Below are 11,856 nucleotides of genomic sequence, written 5' to 3' on the forward strand. Positions count from 1 at the left end.
GCCATTACCCCCGACGCCCCTTGAAGTAAAGGGCAATGCCCGCCAGACCTACCAGCCAGCCGATGCCGCCGAAGATTTCAGAAAATCCGGGGCGCGACACGCGCATTTCCGCAAGTTCCCGGCGGATGGGGCCAAGTTTCACATCCAGCGCCGTGTTGACAATGGTTTGCAGCTCCCCGGAGCTGACGCCGGCAGCGCTTGGGATGGGTGCAGCCGCGCCTTTTGCTCCGGGGGTTGCCGTGGATACTGCGTGTGTAACCGGAGATGTTTTTTCGGCAGCAGAGGCCGCCGCGTCCTTTGCTTCGGAGGCGCTGGCGGGAATGGCTGGCGTCTGAACCGCTGCCAGTTCGGCGGCGTCCATCATCCATTCATTCTGATGTCCTTCGCCCGCCTTGACGACAATGCGCAGGCCGTGGGCCTTACCCTCAGCGGGAACAGGAAAACGGTACACGCCCTGGTCATCTGTGCGGCCTTCCTGCAGTTTTGCGCCAGTGGCAGCATCGTACACCACCACCTGTCCCTGCTTGACCTTGTTGCCGCCGTTAAAGCCGCATTCCGCAACAACCTGATCCCCTTCTGTCCATGCAAAAATATTGACCCGGTGGGCCTGAGCCGCATGGGGCAATGCCAGCGTGAAGAGCAAAAACAGCGTGGACAACAGTGCGGGCAATATGGGTGAGAATGCCTTGCGCGAGCAAATGGAATGCATGGAGACTCCTTATGGCCTCAGGCCGCGCTCAGGCGCAGCATTTCAGGGCGCACCCTGGCGATAAAGCCCACGGTCAGCATGGTAATAAGCCCTTCGGCCAGCATGATGGGCAGATGCGCCAAAAACAGCAGCCGCGCGGCTGTGGCAAAGCCTTCATCGCTGGAGGCGAGAGCCACCGCCGTCAGCAGGCCCGCGCCCATGACGCCCAGCGCGCCGCCGCAGAAAGCGGCAATTTTTTGCCCTGTTGGTGAGGGCCACGCACGGCACAGGCCGCGAAACACGTAGCCCGCCACAACGGCTGAAAATCCCATGGTGAAGGTGTTGACCCCCAACACCACAAGGCCGCCAAACTGGAACAGTAGCGCCTGCAGTGCCAGAGCCGCCAGAATGGCCGGAAAGGCCGCCCACCCGAGTATCACGCCCAGAAGGCCATTGAGAATAAGGTGCGCGCTGGTAATGCCGATGGGCACATGGATGAGCGAGCCCACAAAAAAAGTCGCGGCAAGGATGGCCACGGTCATGAGCCTGTCATAATCGAGTTTTTTCAGGCCCAGGGCCGTTCCGGCGGCGGTCAGGGCGTAACCCGTGGCAAGCACGGCAGGGGAAAGAACGCCTTCGGCAATATGCATGATCAATCCTTTGATGGGCCTTTGCTTGGCCTTTGCCTGGCTTCACCTTGCGAAGCCGCTGGCGCAGAGGCCGAACCGGAAGGGGCAATTTCCGGCCCGGCCTGCCGCAGCCATACTTAGCGCAGTATTACTTGGTCTTGGGTGCGGCAAAATTCACCCACATCACAGCGCCCAGTTCCACTTCCTTGGCTTCCCCCTTGTATTCCATTTTTTCGGCGGAGGTGTTCAGGGCCGCAAAGCCCCACCAGCCTGCCCAGGGAATGCCATAGGTGAAGACGCCGTTTTCATCGGTCTTTACGACCTGGGTGACATAAAAATCGTTGGGGGCGGTGTGGGCCTTGCCCTTGTTGTAGCATTCCACTTCCACGTCCGCTCCGGCAACAGGTTTGCCGTCAAGCAGAACGCGGCCACGGAATACATTGCCTGTGTAGTTGGCAAAGGGGCGGGTAAGGGGCACGATTTCCGTTTTCAGGCCAAGGGGGGCATCCCAGCCTTCCTCTTCGCCAAAGGCGGCCACCACGGTCTTGGTGTAATGGATGATGAACTTGTCTTCCGCAGGTTCAAAATAGGGGGCGGGCTCAATGGCAAACTGGTACACGCCGGGCTTTTTGATGCCATAGGTGGTTTGCCATGCCTTGTGGCCCAGCACTGTGGCGGGCTTGAGGGTTGCCTTGATATCTTCTGTTTTTCCGTCATGGGTGACGGTAGCCGCTGCAGGCGCGGCCATATCCATGCCCTGCATTTCCATGGGGTGCACAAAGGAGATTTCCAACTGCACGTTGGCGTCCTTCTTGTCGGCAACCGTGGGGGTGGAGGGAATGACCATGCCAAAATGGGCCTGGGCCTGGGTTCCCCACATGAGCAGCAGAGCAAGGCTGGCGCAGCAAATTTTCCACATAGAAAGTTCCTGTTGGTTGAGGTGGAGGGGGTTGCCGCTGTGTCATGACGTGGCTGAATGTTTAGTAACAAAAAAAATAAATTTGTAGCAAGATGTTTTTGCCGGACAGGCAGCGGCATTCTTGCGCTTCATTCGCAAGCTGCGTACTATACGAGATGGAAAACTGCTGGTGCAGACTGTTGGCCTGGTTTATTCAGGGCAGGTTTTTTGGGCAATTGCCCTGAAGATTGTGCGGGTAGACGCAGCAAAAAAGCGCAGGCTCAGTATGCTTGCGTGTGCGCCCTGGGTCTGCTGTGCAGAATGTTGAGCCTGTGCATGTTCAGCTGCATTGCTCGAATTTGGTTTCCTGGGCGCGTACAACTTCCCCCCATGGCGTTCAGAATGCCCGCAGAGTGGCGGGCGCAAGCGCTGCGTGCCGTATTTGTCCATATGGCATTCAGTGTAAAAGGCATTTCAGCATCGGGAGAAAGCATGAAGCGTTGCGTTGCTATTCAGCATGTGGCTTTTGAAAATTTGGGTGTGTTTGTGCAGCCGCTTGAAGAAGCGGGGTTTGCGATCAGCTATGTGCAGGCCGGGGTTGTGCCCCTGGAGCCGGAGCTGTGGAAGGATGCCGACCTTGCCGTGGTGCTGGGCGGCCCCATTGGGGTGTATCAGGAAGACCTGTATCCCTTTCTCACGGATGAAAAGGCGCTGGTGGCGAGCCGTCTTGCTTCGGGCCGTCCGCTGCTAGGCGTCTGCCTTGGCGCGCAGCTTATGGCCAGCGCCCTTGATGCCGACGTGTACCCCGGAACCGCCAAGGAGATTGGCTGGGGCCAGGTTGAACTCACCCCGGCGGGCTTGAGCGGCCCTCTGGCGGAGCTTGTGGGCGCGCCCGTGCTGCACTGGCATGGCGACACGTTTGATCTGCCCCGGGGCAGTGACCTGCTTGCCTCAACGGCCATCACGCCGCATCAGGCCTTCCGGCCCGGGCCGGGGCAGCTCGGTTTGCAGTTCCATGCGGAAATGGACGCGGCCTTGATGGAAACATGGCTTGTGGGCCATTGCAGCGAACTTGGCGTTAACGGTTTTGACCCCCGCGCCATACGCGATGACGCCCAGAGGCTCGGCGCCCAAGCGCGGGGCGCAGGGCAGGCCTTCATGCGCCGCTGGCTAATGGAAGAGGTTCGCTAGAGTAAGTCCGCACATCATCTGAATCACTGGTCGGTACAGGAGCGCTCAGATGGCCAATCCTATTGTAAACATCACCATACCTGTTTTTAACAGGTACCATCTTACGCAGAAGACGCTGCTGGCTCTGCGCAAAACCGCACCATGCATCGCATATGCCGTTACGGTGGTGGATAACGGCAGCGAGCAATCCCTGCGCGACCGGCTGGTGGAGCTGCACAAAGACGGGATCATCGACAATCTCTTTCTGCTGCCGCGTAATATGGGCATATCCTGCGCCTGCAACATCGGCTGGCGCGCAGTGGACGCCCCCTATTACATGAAGCTCGACAACGATATGGCGGTCATAACGCCCCACTGGCTGGAAAATCTTTTCAGACTGTGGGCGCACGGCGCCCCTGTTTCTACTCTGGGGCCAACGTTCACAGCACAAGACATGGTGAAAAATCCAGGCACGATCACCAGTGAGGACGGCATACTTGGCATTTGCACTTCCAATTTAATGGGGAGCGCCATTGTCATCCCCAAAAGTGTTTCGGACATACTGGGCTACTGGAGTGAGGATTACGGCCTGTACGGCGCAGATGATGGGGATTATGGCGCCCGCATGAACTGTGCCGGATTGCCGCAATATTACTATGACGCCAACGATTTTTTTGTAAACGGTGGCAAGTACGACAATTCGGAATACGAAGATACAGATTTGAATAAGGGCAAGGAACATGCCCGGCTTTTCAAGGATGAGTCCGGCGGTATTGGATTGTTTGTATTGAATTACTTTCTGTACAACATGTGTGTCCGCAACTGGAAGGTGCCGCTGCGTTACCGCATCAGGGATATGGATGGCTACAATGTGGTGCTTGAGGAAGATCCCGCCTATGCGCTCATCCAGCAGGCCCTGAGCCGCAGCAAGAATCTGCTGGACAATCTGGTTGCGGCAGGCCGCAATAACGACATGTATTCAGATGCCGTGGTGAATCGTCTTAAAAGAATCTGGGAAGGCTGCGGGCAGGAATGCACCCCCTTGTGAATGTACGTTGTGGCGTCAGTAAATAACATCAGGGGCTGTCAGCAATGCAGACAGCCCCTGATGTTATATCAACGTTTAAAATTGACCGGGAGAATTTGCCTATTTAGGCAGCAAACTGGCGTATTCCGCACTTTTTACATACTTTTTGATAAAAGCCAGGCCAAGTTTGCGGTCGCCGGTGATTGTCGTGACCATAAAAATATCGCCAGACGACGCCACCCAGGACTGGCAAGGGGTCTGCTGCTGGGTGAAGGCAAAGGTGTATTGTCCGTTTTTTTCCACCGGGGGCTTGAGCGCCTTGAACTGGTTGGCGAACATTTCGGCAACAGTTTTGGTGTCCGCGCCGCCATTGGGCCCGGTCACAAAACCCACCGTGGAATTGCCCGAAGCATTTGAAAAGATAACGGTGGTGGTTCCCTGATTTTCTGTGGGAGCCATAACGGCCTTCCAGTTGTCAGGAAGGTCGACGGAAATATACTTTGTACTCACCTCATCTGCCAGCACGGGCGTGGCCAGGAGCATGACAAAAAGAAGAACCGCAAATTTTCTGAACATGAAAATTCTCCTGCTTGAGAGCGCACAGTTAACATCGGGCGGCTCGCCCAGAGGGGGCAGGCTGTCCCGTTTGCAGAGCATTACAATGGATCAGCCAGTTGTATGCAATGGCCCCTGAAAAGACAATGCCTTTTACTTGAGGCAGCAAGTTAAAAAGGCCCCGCCGCGTGTAGCGGTAGGGCCTTTGAAACAGTGCTGCGGTTCCGGGTGCGCTGTGTGCGCCGTGCCGCGGGCGGGGTTAGCCCAGAGCCTGTGCAATGTCTTCAATAATGTCGTCCACATGCTCAATGCCGATGGAAAGCCTGACCGTATTTGGCCGGATGCCCGTTTCGGCAAGCTCTGTGGCAGTGAGCTGCGAATGCGTTGTGGATGCGGGGTGGATGACCAGCGATTTTGCATCCGCCACATTGGCCAGCAGGGAAAAGACCTGCAGCCTGTCAATGAATGCCCTGGCTTCGGCCGCACCGCCCTTGACCTCAAAGGTAAAGATGGAGCCGCCCCCCTTGGGAAAATAGCGCTGATACAAGGCATGGCTGGGGCTGCTGGCGAGGCACGGGTGGTTGACCCGCTCAACCTTGGGATGTTTTGCCAGATACTCCACCACTGCCAGCGCATTGCTGACGTGGCGCTCCACCCGTAGCGAAAGGGTTTCCAGCCCCTGCAGCAGAATAAATGCGTTGAAGGGCGAAAGCGTTGCGCCAAGATCGCGCAGCAGGATGGCCCGCGCCCGTACAGCATAAGCAGCCGCGCCCACTGCCTTGGTAAAGCTCAGGCCGTGGTAGCTCGGTTCCGGCTCGCACAGCCGGGGAAACTTGCCCGAGGCCTCCCAGTCAAACTTGCCGCCGTCCACAATCACGCCGCCAAGGGTTGTGCCATGGCCGCCAATAAACTTGGTTGCCGAATGCACAACAACGTCTGCCCCGTGCTCGATGGGGCGCAGCAGCCAGGGGGTGGCAAAGGTATTGTCCACCACCAGGGGGATGCCGTTTTTGTGGGCCAGATCCGCCAGCGCTTCAATATCCACAATATTGCTGTGTGGGTTGCCCAGGGTTTCAATAAAAATGGCCTTGGTGCGGGGTGTGATGGCGCGCTCAAAAGCGCCGGGTTTATCAGGGTCCACAAAGGTGGTGTCTATGCCCCAGGCCTTGAGCGTGTGCGCCAGCAGGTTGTAGGTGCCGCCGTAGAGGGTTTTTTCGGCCACAATGTGGTCGCCCGCTTCGGCCAGATTTTGCAGGGCATAGGTGACCGCTGCCGCGCCGCTGGCCGTGGCCAGGGCCGCAACTCCGCCCTCAAGGGCTGCCACTCGCTGTTCAAAGGCGTCCTGCGTGGGATTGGTCAGGCGGCTGTATATGTTGCCGGCATTGCTGAGGTTAAAGCGGGCCTCAGCGTGCGCACAGTCGTCAAAAACAAAGGATGTTGTCTGATAGATCGGTACTGCGCGCGCCCCGGTCGCCGGATCCGGCTGTTCCTGTCCTGCATGAACTTGCAGGGTTTCAAAACGTGGTTTCTTTTTTTCGCTCATTTCTGTCCCCTGTTTCTTTTGCAGTTTGTATGATCCTAGTCGACAAATAATTTCTTAGTAAATTGGTAAGAAATGATTGGCCCAGATATTCTGGCTTGTCAAGCAAGCCCTGGCGGAAAATCTCGCGTGCGCACCGCGTCAGTCTTGCGCCGTGCAGTCTGGGAGACTAGGATGCTCAACGGCACGTTCCACGCCTTTGCGGGCGGGCGCGCATCAAGCAAAATGGAGGCCGCATGAAGGCGGAAATAATATCGGTCGGCACAGAACTCCTGCTGGGGCATACGGTCAATACGGATGCAACCCATGTGGCGCGGGAGCTTTCTGCCCTGGGGATGGATCTTTTACAGGTGAACACCGTGGGCGACAACCCACAACGGCTGGAGAAAGCCCTGCGCGAGGCTCTGCAACGCGCGGAAGTGGTTATCACCACCGGCGGCCTTGGCCCTACGGAAGACGATCTGACCAAGGAAACAGTAGCCCTGGTGGCCGAAGCGCCGCTTGAGGAACATGCGGACAGCATGGCGCGGTTGCGGGAGTATTTCGGCACGCGCCCCATGTCGGCCAATCAGGCCAAACAGGCCATGTTGCCGCGCGGATCCGTGGCTTTCCCCAATCTGGCGGGTACCGCCCCCGGCTGCGCCACGCCTGCGGGCGAGGGGCGCTGGGTGCTCATGCTGCCTGGGCCTCCTTCCGAACTGCTGCCCATGCTGCACGACAGCGCCGTGCCCTTTTTGCGGAGCATGAGCGGGTCGGTCATTTCGTCGTTTATGGTAAAGACCTTTGGCATAGGCGAGGGCGTGGCGGCCTTGCGCATTGCGGGGCTGACTGGCGGGGCCAATCCCACGGCGGCAACCTATGCGGGCGATGCGGAAATGTTTGTGCGGGTAACGGCCAAGGCGCAGGATGCCACCGCTGCCGAGGCTCTGGCTGCCCCCATGGTTGCGGAGGTGCGCGAACTGCTGGGGCACTTTGTGTACGGCGTGAATGTTGCGGGGCTGGAGACTGTGGTGGTGCAGGAGCTGGCGCGTCAGGGCAAAACCCTTGCCACTGCGGAATCCTGCACCGGCGGTCTGCTTGCCAAGCGCATCACTGACCAGCCCGGCGCATCGGATGTTTTTGGTTACGGCATGGTAACCTACGCCAACGAAGCCAAGGAGCGGCTGCTCGGCGTACCGCACGATATGCTGTGCGCGCACGGGGCTGTCAGCCCGGAGGTGGCGCGGGCCATGGCCCAGGGCGTGCGCGAGTGCAGCGGCGCTGATTACGGCATTGGCATCACGGGCGTGGCCGGCCCCGGCGGCGGCACGCCGCAAAAGCCTGTGGGGCTTGTGTATATTGCCCTGAGCGATGCGGAGCATGTCTGGCTGCGCGTCATGCGCCCGCAAGGGCGTTATCTGGGCCGCGACTGGACGCGCCGCCTTGCCTCAAGCCATGCGCTGGACATGCTGCGCCGCCGTCTTGCCGATCTGCCAGTTGAAGATCAGTGGAGTCTGGATCAGGCCTAGTTTTTTGTCTGTCGATGCTGTGACCCCCCGGCGGATGTGGTCTGAGAGGCCGTTTCCGCCGGGGGTTCTTTATTGGGAGGGGCGGTTCCGCCTGCGGTCAGGCGGGCTGATTTTTTCCCGAGCAGGTGATGCCAAATTCCACAGGGATTTTCATGTAGAAGATTTGCAGATTTTCCTGCTCAATGCGGGCAAAAAGCTGCTCGCTGTGTTCCGGGCTCACGGCCATGGTTACTTCCATGGGCTGCTCGCCCACATCAAAAAAGCGTGCGCTGTGGTATTTGCCGTCGCGCCCGTAACCGCCTTGCGCCGCGGCAAAGGTTGCGCCCTCAACGCCAATGGCCTTTGCTTCCTTGAGCAGCCATTCCGCAATGCTCATGTGCCCGTGCGAGCGCCCCTGCTGCGTATAAAATGTCAGTTTGTAGCCGTTCATGGCCTGCTCCTAACGAAAGAGGGATTTGAGAAGCGAAACTGCGCCAAGGCCCATGAAAAAACAGACCAGCGAGCCGCAGACGTGCAGGGTTATGGCCCCGGCGGCCATGCCTATGCGTTGTTCCTGCAGCAGGGTGCCAATCTCTGCCGTGAAGGTGGAAAAGGTGGTGAGACCGCCAAGAAAACCGGTGATGATAAGCAGCCGCCATTCGGGGGCCAGACCGGGCAGCGAGTTGAACACGCCCAGCGAAAGCCCGATGCCGAACCCGCCGAGGAAATTTGCCGCCACCGTGCCAAGCGGAATAGCCGGAAAGATGGAATTGAGCAGCATTGAAAGCACCCAGCGAAGGCAGGCCCCAGCCCCGGCCCCCAATGTGATGACAAGAACGTTTTTGACCATGCGTCAATCCGTTATGCGGTGCAGGTATGGCTGTTACCGGCCCATGCTGCCCGCGTTTTCATGCTTGCCGATGGCAGCGGTAGTGCCCCGGCGTTGAATAAAAAAAGCAACCGCGCTTGGGCGCGGTCGCAAAATAGTCTACCAACGCCCTGGCCCTGGTAGGAGTTATCAGCAAATGCGGTTCAAGGGGAACTCCATCCCCTGGGTAATTTCTACATCTGCCGGGGCCGCAAGTAAACCCGTTTTTGCCGCCGGAGTAGAGCATTCCCTGCCATGTCAGCCCTGCTTTTTATCCCGGCTGCACAGGCGGTAATAAAACAGCAGCACGTACAGGGGGGCCAGATAGGCGGCGGCCATGATCGCCTCTGTGGCGCTGAAAAATTCCATGCAGACAATCATCACCAGCACATTGTTGATAACGCCGAACGAAATCTGAAAGGCCATGCCCACCTGCCTGCTCATGCGGCGGGCCAGGGGGATGGCGGCAAGCGTCATGATGAGGCAGAGCAGGGAGGCTGCGCCCAGCGATTTGAGCAGCAGGTCGGGCGATTGCCGCAGCAGATCGCCGTAGTGGCTGAAAATGGCAATGTTGGAAATCACGATGGACACGGTTATGAGCGGGAACTGCCAGCGTAAAAGCAGGTTGCGGAGCCCGTCAAGGTGAATGCGCGTAATATGCGCGGCGGCAAAGGGCACAAGAATGGTCACGCAGAGCGACAGGCTCATGTGCCCCAGTTCCAGGTGCGCAGGCATGTTGAGCGGCTCAAGGCCCAGCAGGCGTAGCGCGGCATCGGTAGCGGAAAGCACGGCGGGCAGGCTTGCGGGCAGCAGCAGGGACGTGGCGATGTTGGCCACAAGAATAAGCGCCGTATTGGCCCCCACCATGAGCGAAAAAACAGCGGCCATGACCCCCACGGGCGCTGCGCCAAGCAGAAAGGCCCCCAGCGCAAACTGGGGCATGAGCAGGCGGAAGACCGCAAGACACAACAGCGGCAGCACCGCAAGCCGCAAGGCTACCAGAAAACAGAGTGTGCCCTTCATGTGGCGTATTTCGCGCATCAGGGCTTCCATGCCCACAGCCAGAAAACTCATATAAAGCATGAAAATGAGAATAAGGCGCGGCATTGCGGCAAGCGGTTCTGCCGCCTGGGGCAGAAAAACGCCCGCCGCCATGGAAAGCAGCGAAGAAAGGACCATGATAAGGTCGCGGGAATTCATAAGGCCTCAACTTTTTCGCCACACTGCCCAACATGCCCGCCCTTGGCAAGTCCCAAGGGCGGGCATGTTACGGCATGTTCAGACTCTCTCAGGCATGGCCCGCGCGGGGGCAGCCAGCGCCCATGCTGCAATCAGTTTGTCTGGCGGATCAGCCGGTCAGGCGGCAAGGTCGTCAGCGGGCTGAATTTTTTAATGTACGCCGCCAGCACGTCCACATCAACCGGGTCAGGGGCTTCCACGGGCGATCCCTTGGCAAGCATGGCGTAGCCATCGCCCCGGCGTTCGAGGTAATCCACAAGAACCACCCGGTAGCGGGCGGCAGAATCAAGGGGGCGCGTGGTTCCGTCCGCGTCCAGCAGCTCTGCGCGCACAATGCGTTTGCCGGAGGGCAGGGCGGGATTATACACGTAGCGAAGGCCCGCCGTATGCAACACGGGAGAGCCAACGCCCTTGTAGTCGGCCACGCCGTGTTCCAGCGCCGCCAGCAGTTGCTCACCTGTGAAGTCGCGGATGATGACCTTGTTGCCAAAGGGCAGCACGGCCAGCATGTCGCCAAGGTTCAGCGCACCCTGGCGCAGGGGTGCGCGCAGCCCCCCGCCGTTGATAATGGCGACCTGCGCTCCATAGGCGCGGCCATAATCCAGCATGGAATCGGTGGCGATGAGGCCGGAAAGGCATTCACCTATGCGGCACTGGTGCAGGCCGTCAGGCGCAGTCAGGTTGTTCTGCCCCACGGTAACGGAGGTGAAGGCTTCCAGTTTTTGGGCATACTGGGCGATCTTGGCTTCCACGGCAGGGTCGGGCGGAATGGAGGCATCCAGCGGCAGGGCCTCGCCCTGCCAGCGCACCGGGACGCCCTGCGCGTCAAAGGTTACGTCGAGCTGGCCCAGATACTTGGCAAGCGCTCCGGCAGTGACCACCAGAACAGGCTTGCCCGAGGGGGAATGCTCCACAATGGGGTACGGCCCCTTGGACGATTTGGGGCCAAGGTAGTCGTGGGTGTGCCCGCCCACAATGATGTCCACGCCGTCCACCTTGCGGGCCAGTTCCAGATCCTTTGGCAGGCCAAGATGTGTCACGGCTATGATGTGCCGCACTCCCTGCTTTTCCAGCTCCGCCACGGCCTTTTTCAGCGTGGTTTCGCTCTTGTAGAACCACGTTTCGGGGCAGGCCGCAGAAAGCGTGCGCACGCTGGGATTGGCAAGCCCCACAATGCCCACCTTGACCCCGCGCACCTCCTTGATGATCCATGGGCGGAAGGGCGTTCCGCGCAGGGGGCAGCCGGGGCGGGCATCCAGATTGGCGGCCAGCACCGGGTAGGGCTGCGCCCGCACAAATCCGGCTGTGGCCTCGCAGCCATCGTCAAATTCGTGATTGCCCAGCGTCATGGCGTCATAGGGCATCAGGCTGTTGATGTCGGCCAGCATGGGCCACTTGTTGGCGGTAAAAAACAGGGTACCCTGAAACTGGTCGCCCGCGTCCACGGCCAGCACGTTGTCGTGCTCCGCCCGGGCGCGTTTCATGGCCGTGGCAAGGCGGGCAAAACCGCCCGTGCAGCCCTCGGATTTCAGGCAGGCGTTGCCGTGGGCATCCCTGCCTGCAAGATAGGAGTGCAAGTCGTTGGTGTGCAGCAGGAGCAGCTCGAGGCCCGCCTTTTCCTGCGCATGGCAGGGCAGGGAAACCAGCGAAAAGCCCGTGAGCAGGCTGGCCCACAAAAACAGAGCCAGTGCGGAAAAACGGAATCGCAACAGGAATGCCGCCATGATATTGCCCCCTGATGGAGTGTGCAGCGCG

12 protein-coding genes and 1 riboswitch are annotated in these 11,856 nt (G+C 59.3%); of the genes, 3 read left to right on the forward strand and 9 right to left on the reverse strand.

Annotation, left to right across the window (positions count from 1 at the left end):
- Nucleotides 1–4: 4 nt before the first annotated feature.
- The 3 genes from QZ383_RS00645 to QZ383_RS00655 form a co-directional block, all read right to left on the reverse strand.
- The gene (locus tag QZ383_RS00645) at nucleotides 5–709 is read right to left on the reverse strand and encodes a cobalamin biosynthesis protein CbiL (RefSeq protein WP_291442194.1); all 705 of its coding nucleotides are present in this window, start codon (nucleotides 707–709) and stop codon (nucleotides 5–7) included.
- Nucleotides 710–726: 17 nt separating this feature from the next.
- Nucleotides 727–1,338 carry a cobalt transporter CbiM gene (gene cbiM / locus QZ383_RS00650; protein ID WP_291442195.1) on the reverse strand — a complete coding sequence of 204 codons (612 nt, stop codon included), beginning with the start codon at nucleotides 1,336–1,338 and terminating at the stop codon, nucleotides 727–729.
- Nucleotides 1,339–1,465: 127 nt separating this feature from the next.
- On the reverse strand, nucleotides 1,466–2,236 hold the full coding sequence (locus tag QZ383_RS00655) for a DUF4198 domain-containing protein (RefSeq protein WP_291442197.1): 771 nt from the start codon (nucleotides 2,234–2,236) through the stop codon (nucleotides 1,466–1,468).
- A gap of 471 nt (nucleotides 2,237–2,707) precedes the next feature.
- On the opposite strand from QZ383_RS00655, the gene QZ383_RS00660 reads away from it, so the two are divergent.
- Both QZ383_RS00660 and QZ383_RS00665 read left to right on the forward strand, forming a co-directional pair.
- Complete coding sequence (locus tag QZ383_RS00660) at nucleotides 2,708–3,406, forward strand: glutamine amidotransferase (protein WP_291442200.1); 699 nt, start codon at nucleotides 2,708–2,710, stop codon at nucleotides 3,404–3,406.
- Between the two features lie 49 nt (nucleotides 3,407–3,455).
- Nucleotides 3,456–4,433, forward strand: coding sequence for a glycosyltransferase (locus QZ383_RS00665; RefSeq protein WP_291442202.1), 978 nt, complete (start codon nucleotides 3,456–3,458; stop codon nucleotides 4,431–4,433).
- A gap of 99 nt (nucleotides 4,434–4,532) precedes the next feature.
- Here QZ383_RS00665 and QZ383_RS00670 read toward each other — a convergent pair whose 3' ends face one another.
- Together QZ383_RS00670 and QZ383_RS00675 are read right to left on the reverse strand one after the other, a co-directional pair.
- A complete protein-coding gene (locus tag QZ383_RS00670) occupies nucleotides 4,533–4,988 on the reverse strand; it encodes a hypothetical protein (RefSeq protein WP_291442204.1) in 456 nt (151 codons plus the stop codon).
- A gap of 238 nt (nucleotides 4,989–5,226) precedes the next feature.
- Entirely contained in the window at nucleotides 5,227–6,510 is a 1,284-nt protein-coding gene (locus tag QZ383_RS00675; protein WP_291442207.1) for an O-acetylhomoserine aminocarboxypropyltransferase/cysteine synthase family protein, read from the reverse strand.
- A 233-nt stretch (nucleotides 6,511–6,743) separates the two neighbouring features.
- On the opposite strand from QZ383_RS00675, the gene QZ383_RS00680 reads away from it, so the two are divergent.
- Entirely contained in the window at nucleotides 6,744–8,015 is a 1,272-nt protein-coding gene (locus tag QZ383_RS00680; protein ID WP_291442209.1) for a competence/damage-inducible protein A, read from the forward strand.
- Between the two features lie 97 nt (nucleotides 8,016–8,112).
- On the opposite strand, the gene QZ383_RS00685 is transcribed toward QZ383_RS00680, so the two are convergent.
- The 4 genes from QZ383_RS00685 to QZ383_RS00700 form a co-directional block, all read right to left on the reverse strand.
- The gene (locus tag QZ383_RS00685) at nucleotides 8,113–8,445 is read right to left on the reverse strand and encodes a DUF190 domain-containing protein (RefSeq protein ID WP_022658420.1); all 333 of its coding nucleotides are present in this window, start codon (nucleotides 8,443–8,445) and stop codon (nucleotides 8,113–8,115) included.
- 9 nt (nucleotides 8,446–8,454) lie between these two features.
- Nucleotides 8,455–8,844: a fluoride efflux transporter CrcB gene (gene crcB, locus QZ383_RS00690; protein ID WP_291442211.1), complete on the reverse strand. Its 390-nt coding sequence runs from the start codon at nucleotides 8,842–8,844 to the stop codon at nucleotides 8,455–8,457.
- A 152-nt stretch (nucleotides 8,845–8,996) separates the two neighbouring features.
- A riboswitch (Fluoride riboswitch) is annotated at nucleotides 8,997–9,055 on the reverse strand.
- 65 nt (nucleotides 9,056–9,120) lie between these two features.
- Nucleotides 9,121–10,062 carry a symporter gene (locus QZ383_RS00695; RefSeq protein WP_291442212.1) on the reverse strand — a complete coding sequence of 314 codons (942 nt, stop codon included), beginning with the start codon at nucleotides 10,060–10,062 and terminating at the stop codon, nucleotides 9,121–9,123.
- 131 nt (nucleotides 10,063–10,193) lie between these two features.
- Nucleotides 10,194–11,825, reverse strand: coding sequence for a bifunctional metallophosphatase/5'-nucleotidase (locus QZ383_RS00700; RefSeq protein WP_291442213.1), 1,632 nt, complete (start codon nucleotides 11,823–11,825; stop codon nucleotides 10,194–10,196).
- Between the last annotated feature and the right edge of the window lie 31 nt (nucleotides 11,826–11,856).

The sequence above is a fragment of the Desulfovibrio sp. genome, assembly GCF_019422935.1.
In the GTDB taxonomy this organism is placed as follows: domain Bacteria; phylum Desulfobacterota; class Desulfovibrionia; order Desulfovibrionales; family Desulfovibrionaceae; genus Desulfovibrio.

What these genes read in the sequence shown, in the direction of transcription:
- QZ383_RS00645 (WP_291442194.1), bottom strand. Translation starts at nt 709, where the DNA reads ATGCATTCCATTTGCTCGCGCAAGGCATTCTCACCCATATTGCCCGCA.
- cbiM (WP_291442195.1), bottom strand. Translation starts at nt 1,338, where the DNA reads ATGCATATTGCCGAAGGCGTTCTTTCCCCTGCCGTGCTTGCCACGGGT.
- QZ383_RS00655 (WP_291442197.1), bottom strand. Translation starts at nt 2,236, where the DNA reads ATGTGGAAAATTTGCTGCGCCAGCCTTGCTCTGCTGCTCATGTGGGGA.
- QZ383_RS00660 (WP_291442200.1), top strand. Translation starts at nt 2,708, where the DNA reads ATGAAGCGTTGCGTTGCTATTCAGCATGTGGCTTTTGAAAATTTGGGT.
- QZ383_RS00665 (WP_291442202.1), top strand. Translation starts at nt 3,456, where the DNA reads ATGGCCAATCCTATTGTAAACATCACCATACCTGTTTTTAACAGGTAC.
- QZ383_RS00670 (WP_291442204.1), bottom strand. Translation starts at nt 4,988, where the DNA reads ATGTTCAGAAAATTTGCGGTTCTTCTTTTTGTCATGCTCCTGGCCACG.
- QZ383_RS00675 (WP_291442207.1), bottom strand. Translation starts at nt 6,510, where the DNA reads ATGAGCGAAAAAAAGAAACCACGTTTTGAAACCCTGCAAGTTCATGCA.
- QZ383_RS00680 (WP_291442209.1), top strand. Translation starts at nt 6,744, where the DNA reads ATGAAGGCGGAAATAATATCGGTCGGCACAGAACTCCTGCTGGGGCAT.
- QZ383_RS00685 (WP_022658420.1), bottom strand. Translation starts at nt 8,445, where the DNA reads ATGAACGGCTACAAACTGACATTTTATACGCAGCAGGGGCGCTCGCAC.
- crcB (WP_291442211.1), bottom strand. Translation starts at nt 8,844, where the DNA reads ATGGTCAAAAACGTTCTTGTCATCACATTGGGGGCCGGGGCTGGGGCC.
- QZ383_RS00695 (WP_291442212.1), bottom strand. Translation starts at nt 10,062, where the DNA reads ATGAATTCCCGCGACCTTATCATGGTCCTTTCTTCGCTGCTTTCCATG.
- QZ383_RS00700 (WP_291442213.1), bottom strand. Translation starts at nt 11,825, where the DNA reads ATGGCGGCATTCCTGTTGCGATTCCGTTTTTCCGCACTGGCTCTGTTT.